The following is a 17,672-nucleotide window of genomic DNA, read 5'->3' as shown; positions in this document are numbered from 1 at the left end:
GGTCAACGTAGGCGTAGCAGGGGGACGTTTCAGTAGCGGATGGTCACGCGGAGCGTGCACGCGCGATGGTCACGCGGGCCGTGCCGGTGCGGGATGGTCACGCGGGCCGTGCCGGTGCGGGATGGTCACGCGGGCCGTGTCGATGCGGGATGGTCACGCGGGCCGTGTCGATGCGGGATCCCCGCGTGGGGCGGCCTGGACAACCGCGTCATTGGCGGCGGTTGGACGCACCTCGGACGCGTGCGACCAGGGCATCCGGTATGTCGGCTAGATGGGCGGCTGGGGTGTTTTGGACACACCGACGCCTGAGCATCAGTATCCCGCTGCCGTCGAACCCTGCGCTGAGACGCTGGTGGGCGCGACCGAGTGTGTCGGCGGGGACTGCTACACCTTTCCCGGGAGGTGGGGTCGATGCCGCTGTCAGGTCTCGTCGACGGGGAACCGGTGGTGAGTTGCCTGCTCACCGAGGAGGAGTGGGCGCAACTCAAGGACGACGTCCGGGCGAAGCGCCGTACGGCCACGATGCGCTGTGGGTGGAAGGGGCTGGCGAAGACCAGCAAGCTCGGCACCCAGTACTTCGCACACGCCCCCGGCGGCGACAGCTGCAGCGCCGGCGAGAGCGCACAGCACCTGCGCGCGAAGGCGGTCATCGTCGAGGCCATCGCTCGAGCCGGTTGGACCGCCCAAACCGAGGTCCCAGGGGACGAGTGGGTCGCGGACGTGATGGCGACCCGTGGGGACGTGCGCGTCGTGTTCGAGGTCCAGTGGTCCCGGCAGGACCTCGCCGAGTACCGACACCGTCAGCATCGCTACCTCGACTCCGGCATCGCCGGGATCGCATGGTTCGCCCGTCACGCCGACGGCCTGCCTCGAGCCGACAAGCAGCTGCCGGTGTTCGGCCTCGACATCGACGACGCGGGGGAGGCCACGGTCATGGTCGGCGCCGCGAGCATCCCGCTCGCCGAGGCGGTCGACCGTCTGCTGACCCGTCGGCTGCAGCACCGCGAGTACGTCGCGAACGGGCAGCCGGCCCTGGTAGTCGTCGGTGCCGGGATCATGGGCTGCTACCGCTGCCACAAGGAGTTCGGCGTCTGGACCGCACGCCAGACCATCGTCGAAGGGCGGTGTGGCCCGCAGGGAGATCCGGGACCAGAGGCCCCGAGTGTTCGCCCAGCACCGGGCCGAAGCGCTGCCCGAGGTACGCGCGGCGGGCGAGCAGATGGCGCAGGAGCTGGGCGTGGCCCCGGGCCGGATCTTCCGCCGCTACACCCAGACCGCTGGCAGGCACTACATGGCGTTCACCTGCCCGCACTGCAACGCCACCTGCGGCGACATGTTCGTCGCCGAGTTGTTCAACGGGAAGAACTCCGCCCGCAACACCCAGATACACGTTCCCGCGACGGTGGTGGTCCGTCCGCACTGGTGTCTGGCTGGCGACGAGGGGCTCTGCCCGATCCCTCCGGAGGCGGTGCTCGCCGAGTACGCACGGCTGTACGCGGCCGACCCGGAGCCGACTCCAGCCCGGCAGTTGGCCACCGAGAGCGGCGTCTCCACCATCGCCTCCGTCGGCACTGCCGCGGGGATCCCGGTCCACCAAGCCGTGGCTCGCATGTTCGGCAGGCACTGAGCCGCCGGGTGATGACGTACAGGGGGCTTGGTTGCCCCGATCGGGCATCGAGCGGCGGATGGTGCGGCGGATAGAGACGGGCCGCGGTCCACATGATCCAGTGTTCTTGAGGCGAAAGTTCGATCGCCTCGTTTTGGCTGCGTCTCGACAGCAGCTGTGGAGATGCAGCGGAGATCGACGGACTCCACGCGGCAGTCATTGCGCCCGATAGCCTTGACGAACCATGGCTGAAGGGATCGTCATCACCGTCGCAGGCACCGTGATTGCCGCTGCCGTGATAGGCATCCTCACTTGGACGTACCGCAGCCGCCACCGTCCCGGTCGCTGGATCGCAGGCCAAGTTGCCGACGCCAAGCGCGAGGAGTCCCTGGCGGAGGCCGACGAGGTGGCAGTGCTTCGCACGCAGGTCCTGGACGTCGCACGCGGGCAGGGCAAGGTCTTGCCCGAGCAGGCGACCGGCACCCGGCCGACTGTCGTCACGTTCAGCAACGGCGAGAAGCAGGCGTACTTCACCGACTTCCAGGCGTACCAGAGCGCCATGCGTGCCAGGACCGTCGACCCCACGCGAACCCATCACGTGCGGGCGCTACCTGTGCCAGTGTCCGGATGGAACCGCGCGCAGTTGGAGCATTGGTTGGCCGAACACAGCGCCTGATCACCCTGACCCAGCGTCCCCCTTTGACCCTGCTGAGGACTGCCGGTCGATGTCGGTGGGGACCAGCACCCCGGCGTCCCGCCAGCACTCCTTCGCCCTGTCGGGCGAGAGACCATGTGCCTCCTGGAACGCCGTCCTCGTCGTGCCGGAGTTCCGGGCTTTCGCTGCCAGCTCCGCCAGTCCGCGGCGCGCCGGAGCGGTCGAGGGGTCTGCGTAGAACCTGCCGTCGCGCAGCAGTGCCTTCACTGCATCACTGCTCACACCGAGTTCCGCGGCGATGGTGGCCCGGGTCCGTCCCTTGGCCTGCAGTTGGAGCGCGTGGCGGCACCGTTCGAGCCGCTCGTCACGAGCAGCGACGCTCGCCGCGTTCACGCCGCGAACCGTGCCGTCGGGCGCCGCCTTCTTGGCGGCCCTCGCCCGGACGGCCTTCTCCGCCGCAGCATCCTGCGCCTGCTGGGATACGAGCAGGAGCGGGGACCATTCCCACCCGGAGTCGACACCGTCGGGTGCCCATTCGGCGAAGATGTCCGGCAGGTTGGGCAGGTCGCGGTCCAGGAGCTCGACCAGCCGCAGCCCGTGGCGCGCCGTCAGTTCGCGCTTCTCCACCATCTTCGCGGCATAGGCGGGGTCGTCCGGCATGCCCCACAGCTCCACCAGGGTCCCGTCTGCGAGCGCCCAGTCGGCTCGACGGAGCCCGTTTGGGTTGTAGTCGACGTCGCTGGGGTACATCGGCTCCCGGGTGTGGGAGATGCCGCGGATGTGCAGGAAGTCGCACACGGCCTTCTCTCGCAGCGAATGGCACAGGTGCCCGTCGCGTGCCCGGATCAGGGTTCCCCGGCTGGTGCGCAGCCCATCCTTCGCCAGGCCGGTCGCCTCCAGGACGTGGGTCCACGGGAACACGCCGCGGGCGATCGCGAACCTCAGCAGTAGCGCCCGGTCGATCAACTCGGCCGCGACCGGGGCGGCAGGGCTGATGTGGAGCGGCGCCAGCTGCTGCTCGAGGAACAGGTCGCCGTCGAACTCGGTCTCGATGATGACCTTCACCGCCTTCACCGCCCGGTCCAGGTCATCCCCAAGCCCGGAGGTCGCGTGCCGCAGGCAGGTGTGGCAGTACGCAAGTTCCCCGGTGCTGATCGGGGTCGTGAACTCAAGCGCAGCGGCACCGCACAACCGGCACGGCGCCGAGGTGCCCAGCAGCGTGTGTTCGGGGAAGATGCGTCGCCTGCCCCGGACGAACCGGTGGTGGACCGCGAACCGTGCATCTGCTGCCGCCTGCGACGCGGCCGGGTCTGCGACGCCGTTGAAGGTGACCAGCCTGGTCAGGATCCCGCGCGGGACGGCGCGCTGCTGGTACGCCAGCAGCGCCGGCTTGGCCCATGGGTCGATCGACGTTCCTCGGCGCCGCGTGCCCCACAGGTCCTCGTGGGAAACCTCCTCGTCCAGCTCCCACGGCTCCCGCGGAGTGCGTACGCGCTTGACGTCGAGGCCGAGACGGCTGGTGCACAGGGACGCGACGTCGACCAGCCGCTGATCCTCGACCCACAGGACTCCGGTCTCGGGGTTGAAGATCGCGAACGATTCCATGGAGTGACTCTCGGGAGCGCCTGCTGCGTGCAGCGCGATCGCTCCACGGTCCCACTTCGGTCGAACGTTCGGTACCTGACCGGTGGGCCACGACCCGGGAACGGTCGCCCGCGGCGCCGGCTTCGGTTGCCGGGCCGGGACCTCCTGGGCAGCCAGGTGGGGAAGTACGGCCTCACGGTCGCGCTCGTTGCCGAGGAACAACGTGGTGTCCTGGACTGTGCCCAGGTGCCGGCCGGTGGCCGACTCGTGCAGGTTCAGCGTCCACGAGTCGCTCTCGAACGGATAGGCCATCGAGATGTCCACCCCAGCGATGGCGCCTCCCGGTTCGGGGGAGGCGCGCAGCAGGTCGAGGGTTTCGTCGGTACCGAGAATGGTTCGGGTACGGAACCTGTCCCCGATACGTTCAGGAACCGGTTCGGGCATCACCGATGCCCCAGGGTCGGCGCCACTGCTGCGGAGGAACTTGCCGATGGCGTTCCCGAGTACGGCGAGGTCGGGCAGGTCCAGGCCGAGAGTCGCCCGGTCAGCGATGACGGCGTCGCACTCGACCTCCCCGCCGGCGTACCGGATCAGGGCCGGGAGCTTGCTCGACCCGATCTCGCGCAGGTCGGCGTCGTAGAGGAAGCCCAGGTGCCGCTCCTCGACGCTGCCGCCCTGGTCGGCAGGGATGACGACTGCGACCGCGCCCGGGTTGTAGGTGTTGTCGGAGCGGTGGACTAAGCCGACCTTGACTCTGGCCAGGTGCCTGCGGCGCTCTCCGCCGGAGACACGGATGAACGACTTGAGCGTCTTCTCCGCATCCCACATCGAGAACTCCAGCACCACGCCCGGGTCATCGGTCGCAGGCAGCACGACGCGTCGCCCGCGCTGCTCAATCTTGTACACGCCCATCACCTCTGGTCCGCCGGTGACGTCAGCGTAGAGGCCACCCGCGACACAGGATGTGGGATCTGGGTCGTCCCCAGAGCTTCGCTTCGACGAGCGGTCGCGCGATCTCCGTCCCCGGCGCCGACCGCCTTCGCAATCGCGGTCACCGTCGCGTCATCAAACGGCAGTCGTCCGCATTAGCGAACTCAGGGAATCGCCTTGACCGCCTCGAGCGCTGGGCCCATGCGGTCGTAGTGAAACTCGGTGTCCGGGTCGCCCAGGTGTGCCCAGACGACGAGGCCCTCGACCAGGTTGCGGAGTTGGGCGACGAGGTTCTGCGAGAGGAATACGCGGTCGTCTGCGTAGCGCTCGATGTTCTGGCAGATCGCGCTATCCGCGCTGCGGACCTGCTGCCCTACGGACGCCACCGGTCAGCCCCGGCCGTCGACAAGGCGTAGGACCGGCCGCTGGTCGGCGTCGCCGAGCAGGTCACGCACCTGCACGGGCCTGAGCTTCAGCGCCTCGGCGAGGGCAGGCACTCCCGCGCCGAGGTCGCCCGCCATGTCCGCGGCCTTCTTCAGCAGTGATGGCATTTCGCCCGGGTACGCCCTGGTCGGGTCGGCCGACGGGTCGTCGGTCATGGCCAGGCGCTGGTAGGCCCGCCGTGCCGACGACTCGGTGGTGCGCCCGCGCTCGACCATCCGGCGCACCAGCGATTTCGGCGAAACGCCCCACGTCCGACCGAGCCGGTCCAGTGCCGCCAGCTCGAGCCGCTGCGGCAGCGCCGCGTCCATGGCGGCCGCCGGCGTCAGGAACGCGGCGGCGAACTCGTCGGCCTCCTTTTCGACCGCCGCGCTGTACTCGCCGGAGTCGCCGTGCAGCAACAGGTGCCCGATCTCGTGGGCGATTGAGAACCTGTGCCGGAACACGTTCTCGCTGCGCCGCGGCGTGGTGATGATGACCGGCCGATCGACGATGACCGCAGAGAAGGCGTCGACGGCGTCGATCTCGCGTAGCGGGCGCACAGCAACGACGACGCCGTGCGACTCCGCCGTGGCGACAAGGTGTTTCACTGGCCCGTCAGGCAAGTCCCAGTGCCGCCGCAGGGCCGCCGCGGCCTCGGTCGGCGTTGTCCCGACCGGGAGGGAAGGGAGGTCCACCTCGGGCAGCTTGACGTACCGCTCAAGCGCGAAGGTCATCTCCCACACGAACGTGGCGGTGGCCAAGGCCTTCTGGCGATCACTGACGCGGACTGACCTCAGGCTACGGAAGTGCGCGTTCACCGTGTCGATGCGCGCCAGCGGGCGGCCGACGTCGAAGAACCCGGGACGGACCTCGAGAGCCTCCGCCAGCCGATCGACGACCTCAGGGCGTGGCGAGGTCACGCCGGCCTCATACTGGCCGATCGCCGCGGCCGAGACGCCGGCGGAGGAAGCCAGGTCGGCCTTGCTGACGCCGAGGCGCGCTCGCGCCTGGGTCAGCCGTGCCGGCTCGAACCGGCCGCTCCTCCCGGGCGAGAGTTCGAACAAGCCTGGGCCGTCCTCAGGCATCCGGACCGGACCCTTCCTCCTCGCGCGCCTCGACCTTCGGCTCGACCGGCGAGCCGCTGTCGAAGGGCTCGACGCCCGACGCGTTGGCATCAGCGACCGGCTCCGGCTCCCAGATGGACTCGTGCCCGCGCAACTCGACCTTGCCCTCGTCGTCGAGCACGGCGACAGCCCAGTCGATCGACTGTAGTTGCCGCGGCGTCGACTCGACCATGACGAGCACCAGGGACATGCTCTCGCCGACAGCCCGGAGTACCGGGCCTACCTCGTCCTCGTTAGTGGTGTCCTGGGCCGGCTCCTGCTCCTCCGACAGCCTCGGCTCCCACAGCGCCGGGTCGAGCGGCGAGGTCGTGAAGCCGTTCTTTCGGGTCGGGCTCGACGCGAACTCGCTCACGGCGCTGGGGTTGTTCGGGACGCGCCAGACGTACACCAAGCAGTCGTTGACGACGGGTATCTCGTGTCCACCGGGGGCCAGTTTGCAGAACCGGAACCCGCGGTCCTTCAGTGCGTCGCGCGCGTCGTCCAGCAGGTCACGCCACTGACTGCCGAAGCCCATCGCGTACCGGGACTCGGAGACCAGGTGCGCCTCAGCCGCGAGAGCGTGCCGCGCCCGTACGATCTCGACGAGAAGGTCGCGCAGACCGGGCGCGTCGGAGCCGAGAGCGTCGGCGGGTGAGTTGGGGACCATGGACGAACCTCCTGAAGTTGGTGTCCAGGGCCGCTGCTCGGTTAGGACGTCACTTTAGTATGCCACACAATCCGCGCATTAGCGCTTCAGTACGGCGCCGCTAGGGCCGACAACGTTGTTGACAGGCCGTCAGATGGCCCTTCGGGCCGCGGCGCTGCGCCAACGTTTAGTCGATACGCGTGGCGCGAGACCCACGACCCCTCGCGACTTGCGGAGGCTGGCGTTCAATCGGCAGGCTATTGATGCTGGCCTGAACCTGCGTCGTACCGCGAATAATGTGCAACGTGCGGCTGCCACTATCTCCCGCATCGTCTCGTTTGGGGATCGGCTTGCCGGACGTGCGACGCGTGGGTACGTGCACTGGTACAGGACAAGCCGCGAGCGACCGGTGCTCACCGCATTTCCTGCTGCTGGAGGGCCCGGCCCATCCGAATGTCCACAGATCCAGTGTTCTCGAGGCGAAAGTTCGATCGCCTCGTTTTGGCTGCATCTCGACAGCAGCTGTCGAGATGCAGGGAAGATTGGCGACGCGCCCGCGGGACAGTTTGGCGAGATCGGTCGATCGGTGGCTCGTCGTCAGGCTGCGTGGTCTTGGCAGGCCTACACCGAGATCGGGGTCCGCGGGGCTGCCACAGCAATGGGCGCATCGGCGGTGGGTGCCAGGGAGTCGGGGTCGCCCTCGACGTGGAGCTCGGGGAGCCAGTTGAGCCAGCTGGGCAGGTACCAGTTCCACTTGCCGAGGAGGGCCATCGCGGCGGGGACGACGACCATTCGGATGAGGGTGGCGTCGACGAGCAGGGCGACGCCGACACCGAAGCCCATCTGTTGGAACATGACGAGCTGGCCGGCGGCGAAGCCGGTGAAGACGACCACGATGATCAGCGCGGCTCCGGTGATGAGGCGGCCGGTGGCGGCAATGCCGTGCACGACGGCTTCGTTGGTGTCGCCGGTCTGTGCGTAGCGTTCCCGGATCCTGCTGAGCAGGAAGACGTGGTAGTCCATCGAGAGTGCGAACAGCACCGAGAACAGGAACACCGGGACCCACGCCTCGACCCGTTCGACCTGCTGGAGGCCCAGTAGGTCGGCCCCGACCCCGTGCTGGAAGACCAGCACGAGCAGGCCGTAGGCCGCGCCGACCGAGAGCAGGTTGAGGACGACCGCGGTGGCGGAGAGGACCAGGGAGCGGAAGACCAGGGTGAGCAGGAGGAAGCTCAGCCCGAGGACGAAGGCGAGCACTAACGGCAGCCAGTGGTTGATGACGTCGGAGTAGTCGACGTTCTCGGCGGTGGTGCCGCCGACCAGCACGGTGGTGTCGGTCCCGTCGAAGGCGGCGGGGATCAGGTTGGTGCGGAGCCGGTCGAGCCCGCGGCGGGCCTGGGAATGGTCTGGGTCGCCGACCAGCGGGATGCTGACCACGGCCACTTGACCGTTCTCGGCGAGCCGCTGCTGCGAGGGGCCGAAGTCCGGGTCGTCGGCGACGGACGCCTCGAGCTCCGCGATCGCTGCGGTGACGTCGCTGGAGGTGACGTCGCCCGAGATGACGACCTGGGCGGGGTCGGTCGTGCTGGTGCCCGGGAAGCTCCGTTCGAGGGCGAGGGCGCCGGCCTTGGCGTAGGTGTCGTCGGGCAGCGAGTTGACGCCTGAGGTGCCGGTGTGGAGGCCCAACACGGGGAGGGCTGCGGCGAGCAGGACCAGCAGGCCGGCTGCCAGGAAGGTGCCTGGTCGGCGGACTACAGCACTGACGGCGCGTGTCCAGAAGGGGCTCTCGGCGGGGTGGTCGCGACCGACGATCGGCAGCCGCAGGGCGTTGACCCGGTCGCCGAGCAGGGACAGCAGGGCGGGCAGCAGGGTGAGGGCGGCGGCCATGGTGACCAGGCCGACGATGATCGCGCCGAGGGCCAGGCTGCGCAGGATGGTGTCCGGGACCAGGAGGAGTCCGAGCAGGGCGACGACGAACGAGCTGCCGGAGAACAGGACGGCTTTGCTGCTGGTGCCTCCGGTGGCGATGATCGCGTCGATCTTGTCGCGGCCGGCCTGACGCTCCTCTCGGTAGCGCGAGAGCACGAAGAGGCTGTAGTCGATGCCGAGGGCGAGCCCCATCGCGGTGATCATGTTGACGATGAAGAAGGACAGGGAGGTGAACTGGCCGAGGATCGAGGAGATGGCGACGGTCACGATGATCGACAGGATGGCGATGCTCATCGGTAGGAAGGCGGCCACCAGAGCGCCGAAGACCAGGACCAGCACGATCATTGCTGCTGGCAGCCCGAACTTCACCTCACCGTTGGTGAGGTCGGACTCCGAGAGCTCGGTGAAGTCGTGGTCGAGGGTGTTGGTGCCGGTGATGTCGACCTCGAAGGCCGCGTCGGCGTCCGCGGCGACGACCTCGTCAATCACGTCCACGATCCCGGTCGCGGAATCGTGGCCGAGGACCAGCGTGACGACGGCGGCGTGTCCGTCCTGGGAGACGCCAGCCCCGTCGGCGGCGTAAGGGTCCCGGACCGTCTCTGCAGCACCCGTGGTTTCGATTGAGGACCGGAAATCGGCGACGAAGGCCCGGAACTCCGGATTCTCGGCGGTGAGGTCGGCCGAGTAGATGATCACGGCGTCGTCGATGCGGTCGTCCTGGGAGAAGTTCTCCGCCATGACCTGTCCGGCCCTCGCCGACTCGGGGTTGCTGGTGATGTTGCCGTCGGAGGTGAACGCCGACCCGATCAGGGTGGCGATGGCCGCCATGGAAGCGAGCAGGATCAGCCCCCACGCGACCACAACCCGCCACGGGTGTACCGCCGCTGCTCGGGCCAGCCGTTGGGTGATCGACGTACCACTCGCGTGCACGCGGTGGCCTTCAAGGTCCTTCGAACGTGTTGCGAACATGACGTCTTCCTGTCGTTGGTAGTCCGGGTGGACGGAGGCGGGTGTGGGTCGTCAGGTGGTCAGGTGGTCAACGTGCTCGCGGGTGCTGACGATCGACTGACGGCGGCCTGACGCCGGCGTAGTACGCACGGACCAGCTCGCCGATCTCGGCGGGTGACCGTCGAGCCGCGCGACCACTAAAGGAGCAGGGCAATCCCGACCGCGATCAGCCACAGGGACCAGGCAACGTACGCGATGGGGGTCAGGACGGCGGCCACCTGCCAGCCCTTCTCCTCGAAGGCACCGACAAACTCAAACGAGCAGGCCATCAGCAGGCCTCCGATGACGACTCCGGCGAGCCCGAGCCACCAGGGCGCGTTGGTGGCTTGCATCAGAGCGACGCCGGTCAAGGCGCTCCAGGAGCCGGTGAACAGGTAGCCGAGATGCTCGCCGACGGCGACCCCGAGATAGCGGTGGAACGACTGGAACACGATGTCGATGGCCTCGCGACGCGCCGGGCTTGCATCGGCATCGGCATCGGCGCGCGCGAGGTAGGGGACCAGGAACGGCCAGCGAACCAGGCCGAGGAACTGGACAGCGGCGGCCAGCACCCCGGTGGTCACGGAAACCGCGACCAGGCCGGCGTTGGCACCGACGAGGGCGTAGCCAACCAGGACCGCCACGGGCGCGAGCAGGATCGCGGTCAGCGCGAACGCCCACCACAGCAACAGGAGGCGTGCACCTCCGGCGCGGAACCGGCTGAGCACCTCTGAGGTGGGCCGTCGCAGGATGTCCGGGTAGTCGAAGCCTCGCGCCAGCAGTGCGAAGCACACGTTGAACATCACGGGCAGAAAGACGAGAAGAGCGCCCGCAGTGCGTTCGATGGCCATCTAGCGGCCCTCCCGAAGTTCGCTGGTTCCGAACGGGACGCGGCGGCTCACGACGCGGCCTCTGCGTTCCGATTGAGGGCCAGCGGGAGCACGACGGTCAGAGCCGTGACGAGGAGCGCGCCACTGGCGCCGAAGATCACGAACTGCTGGTCGACATCGATCCCGGCGGCGGTGGTGGTCGCCCAGCCGGCCGCCCAGATCGCGGCGAGGGCGGGGGGCCAGGCGAGGGCCACGTTGCCGAGCCGGGGCCGGAGCACCACGGCCTGGGCCACACCGACGGCGAAGCCGGAAACAGCGCCCTGGACGACGAGCGCGCCGAGGCTGGTCTCGTAGTCGACCATCGCTGCGCCGATCCCGAGTCCGACCATCAGGCCGAGAGTGGTCGCTGCGATCCAGGCAGCGATTGGTGGCCGGTTGCGACCCAGGCCCCATGCCTGGACGGCGCCGAGGAGGGCGCCGGTGATCAGCGAGCCGAGGAGGGCCGCGCCGAGGCTGTCGACGTGCCCGGACACCAGCCAGCCGGCGTAGCCGGCCACCGGGATTCCGAGGAAGGTCGCCATCCACCGGCCCGCGGCTCGGGGTGAGGAGACCCGCGTGGGGGTGGGTGTCGGGGTGATCTGGATGTCGTGCATGGTGACTCCTTCTGTTGGTGTCGGCTGGTCAGCCGGCGGGGGTGTGTTGGGCGGCGATCCAGGCCGCGAGGATGTTGTCGGGGTGGTCGGCCAGGTGGTCGCGGACGAGCGCGTCGAGCAGCTCCCTGTCGCCGTTCACGTGTGCGGTGGCGAGGGCGACCATCTGGCGGTCCCGGGTGGTGGTGGCGTTCTCGGACGCCGCGGCCAGGAAGTGGGCGGGCTCGTCGCTGACGAGTGCCGCGGCCACCTGCAGCAGCGGAGACCGGTCGGTCTCGGCGCGCTCGAGGATCTGGGTGGGAGCGGTGGCGTCGCCGCAGATCAGCTGGCGGACCAGGTGGTCGATGTCATCGGGCATGGGACCACTGTTGGGCGAGCCGCTGACGATGCGCTGACGCGCACCTGACGATCGGCGGCACGACGGGCACGCCAGGCATACGCTCAGGAGGTGTTGACGCTGGCCGTGCTCGGACCCCTTGAGGTTCGCCGCGACGGCGTCCTGCTCACGCTGCCGTCGGGCAAGACCACTGAGGTGCTGGTTCGGCTCGCCCTCGATGCCGGGCGGCCGGTCCGCACCGACCGGATCATCGAGGACCTCTGGGGCGATGCCGCCACGGGCCGGAACACGCTCCAGTCGAAGGTGTCCCAGCTGAGACGTGCCCTGGGCGACCCCAGTTTGGTCACCAGCGGGACCGGCGGCTACACCCTCGATGTCGACCCCGACCGTGTCGATGCGTTGCAGGTCGTGGGGCTGGCCGCGTCGGCAACCGCTGCGCGACGTGCGGGTGATCCGGCTACTGCGCTGGAGATCTCAACCGAAGGGCTGGAGCTGTTTCGGGGCGAGGTGCTGGTCGACGCGGGAGAGGGGGACTGGCTGCTGCCGCACCGCGCGCGCCTCGAGGAGGTGCGCCTCGGCCTGCTGGAGGACCAGCTGGCGGCACGGGTGGACCTGGGTCTCGGCGGCGAGGTGGTCGGGGAGCTCGAGGGGCTCGTCAGCCAGCACCCGCTCCGCGAGGGCTTGTGGTCCTGCCTCATCACCGCGCTCTACCGGATGGGCCGCCAGGCCGACGCACTCGCGGCGTACACCCGGGTGCGGGAAATGCTCGTCGACGAGCTCGGGGTAGACCCAGGCCCTGGCCTGCGCGCCCTGGAGGACCAGATCCTGCAGCAGAGCCAGGCTCTCGATCCCACCGGAGGTCGACCCGAGCTGCTTGCCGGGCCGGTGGGCAACCTGCCGGCACTGTCCTCGTCGCTGGTGGGGCGGGCGGCCGAGGTCTCCGCTGTCGACGATCTTCTGCGCGAGCGGCGTCTGGTGACGGTGGTCGGGCCGGCCGGCGTCGGCAAGACTCGCCTGGCTATCGAGGTTGCCCGCGGACTCGCGCCAGCCGGGGGTGTGTGGCTGGTGCGACTCGACGGTGTCGATGCCTCCGCGTCGATCCCACGGACGGTCGCGGAGACGCTGCGGTTGGCGGGCGGCGAACAGATGCTGGTCGAACGGTTCTCCGGCTCCGAGACCGTCCTGGTGCTCGACAACTGCGAACACGTCGTCGACGGCGTGGCCGAACTGGCGAGCAGCCTGTTGGATGCCACGACCGAGCTGCGGGTGCTGGCGACGAGCCAGGTCCGGCTCGACCTGGACGGCGAGACTATCTACCAGCTGGAGCCGCTTCCGATCGCAGACTCCATGGCCCTCTTCACGGACCGGGCGGCCGAGATCCGCAAGCGGTTCGTGCTCGACGACGAGACCGCGACGTCCGTCGAGGAGGTCTGCCTCTCCCTCGACGGACTGCCCCTGGCCATCGAGCTGGCCGCGGCCAGGGTCAGGTCCCTGTCGGTGCAGGACATCGCCAGACGACTCGACGACCGCTTCGCGTTGCTCCAGGACCCGACCAGCCGTCGCCCCGAGCGGCGCCGCGCGCTCGCTGCCGCGATCGGCTGGAGCTACGAGCTGCTCTTCCCCGACGAACAACGTGGACTCTGGGCGCTCTCCTGCTTCGCCGGCGGTGCACCTCTCGACGCCGCGGAACATGTCCTCGCGGCCCTGGGCGTGCCCGCGGCGTCGGCTGTCGACGTCGTCGGCCGGCTCGCCGATCGATCACTGGTCAGCGTCGAGGTCACCACGGAAGGCGCAGTGCGCTACCGGCTGCTCGACAGCATCCGGGACTTCGCGCTCGACCGGCTGCGCGAGTCCGGCCTCGACGACGACGCCCGCGCGGCGCACGCCGCGTGGCTCGCCGAGGCCGCCGATCGCTGCGAGGCGACCGTGCGTGGCAAGGCACAGCCCGAGTGTCTTGCCGTGATCCGGGCCGAGCGTGCCAACATCGACGCCGCGCTCAGTTGGTCCGCCGACCACGGCCCGATGCTGGGGGTCCGGATCGCGACCGGGTTCGGCTGGGCCTGGGTCGTGCACGGCGACGGCGTGGCGGGTGCAACCCGGGTCCGATCCGCCCTCCAGGCAGCCGAATCGCTCACCAAGCCGAGAGAGCGGGCAACGGGCCTGCTGCTCGCGGGCTGGCTCGAAACCTCCGCCGGAAACCTCGACCAGGCCGAGACCGATCTCGATGAAGCGCTCGGCTTCGCGACGCAACGTGGCGACGACCGCCTCCGAGCCGACGCCCACCGGCACCTGGCCTTCCTCCGCATCCAGCAGGGCCGCCCGCAGGATGCGCTCGAGCTGGCCACCGCGAGCCTCACCGTCTACCGGCCGCTCGGCCTCGACTGGGAGGTGGCCACGAGCCTCGTCCTCGCGGCGTACGCCTCGAGCATGCTCGGCGACACCACCGGTGCCACCACAGCAGCCAACGAAGCCGTGGACCTCCTCACACCCATCGGCGACTCCTGGGCGCTGGTCCATGCCGACGGACTGCTCGGCGCCATCGCCCAGGCCGTCGGCCACCTCGACGAGGCCGCCGGCTTCCTCACCCGGGCCGCCGAGGCTTCCGAACGCCTTGGGTTCCTCGGGCAGGCCGCTCTCCACCTGACAACGCTCGGCAGGGTCGAACATCGATCCGGCAACACAGCCAATGCCACCGAGACCCTGAAGCGCGCGATCGTCGCCGCCGGACGCAGCGGCGACCTGCGCATCGCGGCCACGGCCCGGGTGAACCTTGCCCGGCTGCTGCGGGGAGCGGGCCAGCCCGACGCCGCCCTCGTCCTGCTCGAACAGACCGACCGGTGGTACCGCACATCCGGGGGAGGCGATGGCGCCCTGCTCACCCGATGTCTGCTCGCCGCACTCTCCTCCGCGACGGGCAGCACACGCGCCGCCGAACAGCTGAAGCCGGTACTCGACGAAGCAGTGAGTGCTCGCGACGCGGAAGTCCAGGTGCTCGCGATGGACGCGCTGGCACGGATGGCTGCCGACCGAGGCGACCTTGACGCGGCGCGACGGCTCCTCCGATCCGCTGACGACCTGAGCTCTGGGATCCAGCATGTTCTCGACGACCTGGACCGAACCGACGCTCACCTCGCTCGGCTACGCATCGCCAGCGGCGCTGATCAGCCGGGCGCCCGCCGCTGACAGGCAACCAGCCAGCACGAGCGCCGGGGTCTCCGCCGGAATCGACATGGCCCTGTACCTGGTGGCCCGACTGGCCGGAACCGAACGCGCCCGTGAAGTTCGGCGCGGCGTCCAGTACGACCCGAACCCTCCGGTCTGAGTCACACCCCTCCCGTCACACGTGTACCAGTCGGCTGCCAGGAGCAGCCACACCTCCGCTCGCCGAATGTCTATCAAACCAGTGTTCTTGAGGGCGAAAGTTCGATCGCCTCGGATTGGCTGCATCTCGACAGCTGTCGACATGCAGAAGCGATCGGCGGACTCCACGCGGGGGACTCGAGCGAAATCGTCTCGATCGGTCAGGGTCGTCAATGTGTCTGCAGACGATGCCGTCTCTCGCCGCCGCGCCTCGCCGCGCCTCGGCTCGGGCACGGCCGGAGCCCAATGCTTGCCGACCTCGCAGGGCTGTTAGGTCGCGCGGCCGGTCAGCCATTTTCCACATCCGTGGTCGCGGCAGCGCGGATCTTCGACACATGCGGCGTCGTTCTCGGTAGCGTTTGGGCCGCTATGCGAGTCCTTGAAGTGTCCGTGGACGTTGGTCCCGGCGCGACCCCAGCGCAGATCGAAGCCTTGGTCAAGGCGGTCCGCGTAGCGACTGACGTTGGTCGAGCCGCAGAGTTGCGCCGCGTGCGTCGCGCTGCGTCCGAGCGCTCGAAGTTTCCGACCGATGAGGAGCTGGGCAGCGCGCTTGAGCGGTTTCCGCAAGGGAGCGAGTCGAGCCCGTTCTATCGCGCCCAGCGGTTGCTCGAAGTCCGCGCCTACCTCGAACAGGAAGCGCGGGACATGCCGCCGGATCTCTTGTGGGACTACTGGTACAGGCGGCGCCGGCGCACGAAGTCCGCATTCTCTGAACTATCGGGTACGGGCTACGAACGTGCGTTCGCTGGAGCGACAGGTCCCTGGCTGGGAGGCATGTCGACCGGGCTGGATGTTCTCGATCCCGAGCTGTACCTCGCCCTAGTCGCCGATGAGGTCGCCCGCCTTGCCCCTGCTGAAGTGACAGTCCGCGAGATTCGTTATCGAAACCCGTTTGGTGAAGAGCTCGCAGCCGTCGGTGCGGGAGCAGAAGTGCTCACGAAGGTCGCCGGCGTCATCGAGACAGCCGCGACGCTCGGCGACCGGAAGAAGATCAAGAGAGCGGAGGCGGCGGTCGCGGAGGCTACGGTTGACGACCGTGTCGAGACATCCCATCTCGATGTCGCCCTCAGGCAGGAGCAATTGCGACAGGCCCGACTGGCCAACGAGATCGCAGAACAGGAACTACTTGCGAAGCGCATTCAGAACGCCCAAGCCCTGGAGGCGTTGAACGCCCATCGTCGACAGCAGGATCTCGTTGAGCACTTCACGGCTGCGGGTCAACTCGATGAGGCTGACGCGATCGCCGCGCTGCAGCCATCGGACGCATCTGCGCTTGGTGAGTTCGCGTTGCGACAACCCGTGATGACCCAGGCTGTCGAGCCCGACCCCAACGACGAGTGAACCGCCACTCGTGGATGGCCTGCCGCCGATGCCCGGAGCGGTGGACCTTCGGCAATGGCAACATCGGCGCATGAAGTTCAAGGAGATCGTCAACCGGGTCAACGGCGTCAGTTGCCCGATCTTTGGCGTGCAGTGGGACCCCGGCACTGCAGACGTCGAAGTCGCCCGGAAGGTGATCGCCTTTGTGGAGACCCGGCGCGTGCTCTTCTCCACGTACACGAACGAGGTCCCCGAGCAGTGTGTGACGTCCGTGCTGGAGATTCGAGAATTCCTCAGCGACTTGATCGGGCAGGGTCGCATCGCCGACGAGTTGTCCGGGCCCTTGAAGTTGATGCGCCGCTACTGCGTGCGGTTCCTCGAACGCGTCGGAGCCGTCGAGCGACCGGAGGGCGCGACACGGCACCTGTTCCGCGATCCCGACTGGCGCATGAACGACTACTGGTTCGGTGAGGCGCTAGGTGAACTTCGATCAGGCGTGGGGTTGCAAGTCGCGATCATCGCGGCGTCGTTCGGGCTGGACGTAGACGACGACCTGGCTCAGACCCTGCCCGCACCGGATGGTGGCCGTGACTGACGACGACCTCAGCGCTCTCCGTTCTCAGATCTGCCACCTTGCTGCTGACTGGCTTGCCGGTGCGGGCGACAGTCTGTGGGTGAGCGCATGGGCTACGCAGGACAGCGATACCGAAGCCGTTGCGCTGCTGACCCAGATGGTCGGGCAACTCGGTCAGGAGGCGGCCGACGCGTTCGACCGTGAGCGCTGGTACGCGGCAACCGCCCTCACGCGGCAGATCGTGGAGGCGCACTACCTCATGGCCGTGTTCCGCGACGACGCATCGCAGCGGGGTCGGTGGCTGACCGCGTCGACCAACCGCATCGAGAAGTCGTTCCGACCGGGCCAGATGCGACAGGCAGGCGGGTTCAGCCCCAGCGAGTACAAGCAGCACTGCACGTGGGGAGGTCATCCGAACCCATCGGCGCGGTGGCTCCTTCCGAACCACACGGGCAAGGTTCACCCGAGCATCCTCATGGCCGACCTCGGTATGCACTTGACCGAGACGGTGGACCTGCTCGTTGCCGTCCTCAAGATGATTCCGAGCGCGGACGCGCTCGTGGAGCACCTCCCGCCGCAAGGCGACCTGCCCGATACCTACCGACAATGGCGTGCCGAAGACCCTCTGTCCGGTCGAGTCAAGATCCCTGATAGCCCCGCCGACCTCTAGTCCATGCGAGCCACGGTCCGACCCGCCCGCGACACCCGACCATCCTGGCCGCGACGGGCAGTGGCACG

Annotated in this window: 14 protein-coding genes and 2 pseudogenes; 8 read left to right on the top strand and 8 right to left on the bottom strand. The window is 68.8% G+C overall.

Features of this window, described 5'->3' with window-relative positions; translation table 11 throughout:
- Nucleotides 1–411: 411 nt before the first annotated feature.
- The 3 genes and pseudogenes from NOCA_RS28575 to NOCA_RS01355 form a co-directional block, all read left to right on the top strand.
- A pseudogene (locus tag NOCA_RS28575) lies at nt 412–777 on the top strand (hypothetical protein); the annotation flags it as partial.
- A gap of 385 nt (nt 778–1,162) precedes the next feature.
- Complete coding sequence (locus NOCA_RS01360; RefSeq protein WP_140403936.1) at nt 1,163–1,627, top strand: hypothetical protein; 465 nt, start codon at nt 1,163–1,165, stop codon at nt 1,625–1,627.
- A 223-nt stretch (nt 1,628–1,850) separates the two neighbouring features.
- Entirely contained in the window at nt 1,851–2,282 is a 432-nt protein-coding gene (locus NOCA_RS01355) for a hypothetical protein (protein WP_011751675.1), read from the top strand.
- Here NOCA_RS01355 and NOCA_RS25355 read toward each other — a convergent pair whose 3' ends face one another.
- From NOCA_RS25355 to NOCA_RS01310, 8 genes are all read right to left on the bottom strand, one after another.
- Entirely contained in the window at nt 2,283–4,757 is a 2,475-nt protein-coding gene (locus tag NOCA_RS25355) for a hypothetical protein (RefSeq protein ID WP_049774173.1), read from the bottom strand. It abuts the gene before it with no gap.
- Between the two features lie 182 nt (nt 4,758–4,939).
- On the bottom strand, nt 4,940–5,161 hold the full coding sequence (locus tag NOCA_RS01340) for a hypothetical protein (protein ID WP_011751673.1): 222 nt from the start codon (nt 5,159–5,161) through the stop codon (nt 4,940–4,942).
- Nucleotides 5,162–5,164: 3 nt separating this feature from the next.
- Nucleotides 5,165–6,283, bottom strand: coding sequence for an ImmA/IrrE family metallo-endopeptidase (locus NOCA_RS01335; protein WP_011751672.1), 1,119 nt, complete (start codon nt 6,281–6,283; stop codon nt 5,165–5,167).
- On the bottom strand, nt 6,276–6,968 hold the full coding sequence (locus NOCA_RS01330) for a hypothetical protein (protein ID WP_011751671.1): 693 nt from the start codon (nt 6,966–6,968) through the stop codon (nt 6,276–6,278). The genes NOCA_RS01335 and NOCA_RS01330 overlap by 8 nt, the downstream gene beginning before the upstream one ends.
- Before the next feature lie 600 nt (nt 6,969–7,568).
- Nucleotides 7,569–9,845, bottom strand: coding sequence for an MMPL family transporter (locus tag NOCA_RS01325; RefSeq protein WP_011751670.1), 2,277 nt, complete (start codon nt 9,843–9,845; stop codon nt 7,569–7,571).
- A gap of 176 nt (nt 9,846–10,021) precedes the next feature.
- The gene (locus tag NOCA_RS01320) at nt 10,022–10,714 is read right to left on the bottom strand and encodes a DUF4386 domain-containing protein (protein ID WP_011751669.1); all 693 of its coding nucleotides are present in this window, start codon (nt 10,712–10,714) and stop codon (nt 10,022–10,024) included.
- Nucleotides 10,715–10,761: 47 nt separating this feature from the next.
- On the bottom strand, nt 10,762–11,346 hold the full coding sequence (locus NOCA_RS01315) for a hypothetical protein (RefSeq protein ID WP_011751668.1): 585 nt from the start codon (nt 11,344–11,346) through the stop codon (nt 10,762–10,764).
- A gap of 28 nt (nt 11,347–11,374) precedes the next feature.
- Nucleotides 11,375–11,701, bottom strand: a complete 327-nt coding sequence (locus NOCA_RS01310) for a hypothetical protein (protein WP_011751667.1) — start codon at nt 11,699–11,701, stop codon at nt 11,375–11,377.
- A 90-nt stretch (nt 11,702–11,791) separates the two neighbouring features.
- Between NOCA_RS01310 and NOCA_RS01305 the strand changes: the two genes are divergently transcribed.
- The 5 genes and pseudogenes from NOCA_RS01305 (at nt 11,792) to NOCA_RS01290 (ending at nt 17,604) form a co-directional block, all read left to right on the top strand.
- A complete protein-coding gene (locus NOCA_RS01305) occupies nt 11,792–14,863 on the top strand; it encodes an AfsR/SARP family transcriptional regulator (protein ID WP_140403935.1) in 3,072 nt (1,023 codons plus the stop codon).
- Nucleotides 14,864–14,879: 16 nt separating this feature from the next.
- Nucleotides 14,880–15,002: pseudogene (locus NOCA_RS28095) on the top strand (DJ-1/PfpI family protein); the annotation flags it as partial.
- Nucleotides 15,003–15,529: 527 nt separating this feature from the next.
- Nucleotides 15,530–16,381, top strand: a complete 852-nt coding sequence (locus NOCA_RS01300) for a hypothetical protein (protein ID WP_140403934.1) — start codon at nt 15,530–15,532, stop codon at nt 16,379–16,381.
- Nucleotides 16,382–16,451: 70 nt separating this feature from the next.
- Nucleotides 16,452–16,955 carry a DUF6650 family protein gene (locus NOCA_RS01295; protein ID WP_041545949.1) on the top strand — a complete coding sequence of 168 codons (504 nt, stop codon included), beginning with the start codon at nt 16,452–16,454 and terminating at the stop codon, nt 16,953–16,955.
- The gene (locus tag NOCA_RS01290) at nt 16,939–17,604 is read left to right on the top strand and encodes a hypothetical protein (RefSeq protein WP_011751663.1); all 666 of its coding nucleotides are present in this window, start codon (nt 16,939–16,941) and stop codon (nt 17,602–17,604) included. Before NOCA_RS01295 ends, NOCA_RS01290 begins: the two co-directional genes overlap by 17 nt.
- Nucleotides 17,605–17,672 lie beyond the last annotated feature (68 nt).

Source organism: Nocardioides sp. JS614 (assembly GCF_000015265.1).
Classification (GTDB): Bacteria; Actinomycetota; Actinomycetes; order Propionibacteriales; family Nocardioidaceae; genus Nocardioides.
Note: the sequence above shows the minus strand (reverse complement) of the source record. Positions and strands in the feature narration are given on the sequence as shown.

Coding starts and splice junctions, on each gene's coding strand:
- NOCA_RS25355 (WP_049774173.1), bottom strand. CDS start 4,757: ATGGGCGTGTACAAGATTGAGCAGCGCGGGCGACGCGTCGTGCTGCCT.
- NOCA_RS01310 (WP_011751667.1), bottom strand. CDS start 11,701: ATGCCCGATGACATCGACCACCTGGTCCGCCAGCTGATCTGCGGCGAC.
- NOCA_RS01290 (WP_011751663.1), top strand. CDS start 16,939: ATGGTGGCCGTGACTGACGACGACCTCAGCGCTCTCCGTTCTCAGATC.
- NOCA_RS01320 (WP_011751669.1), bottom strand. CDS start 10,714: ATGGCCATCGAACGCACTGCGGGCGCTCTTCTCGTCTTTCTGCCCGTG.
- NOCA_RS01335 (WP_011751672.1), bottom strand. CDS start 6,283: ATGCCTGAGGACGGCCCAGGCTTGTTCGAACTCTCGCCCGGGAGGAGC.
- NOCA_RS01330 (WP_011751671.1), bottom strand. CDS start 6,968: ATGGTCCCCAACTCACCCGCCGACGCTCTCGGCTCCGACGCGCCCGGT.
- NOCA_RS01315 (WP_011751668.1), bottom strand. CDS start 11,346: ATGCACGACATCCAGATCACCCCGACACCCACCCCCACGCGGGTCTCC.
- NOCA_RS01325 (WP_011751670.1), bottom strand. CDS start 9,845: ATGTTCGCAACACGTTCGAAGGACCTTGAAGGCCACCGCGTGCACGCG.
- NOCA_RS01355 (WP_011751675.1), top strand. CDS start 1,851: ATGGCTGAAGGGATCGTCATCACCGTCGCAGGCACCGTGATTGCCGCT.
- NOCA_RS01295 (WP_041545949.1), top strand. CDS start 16,452: ATGAAGTTCAAGGAGATCGTCAACCGGGTCAACGGCGTCAGTTGCCCG.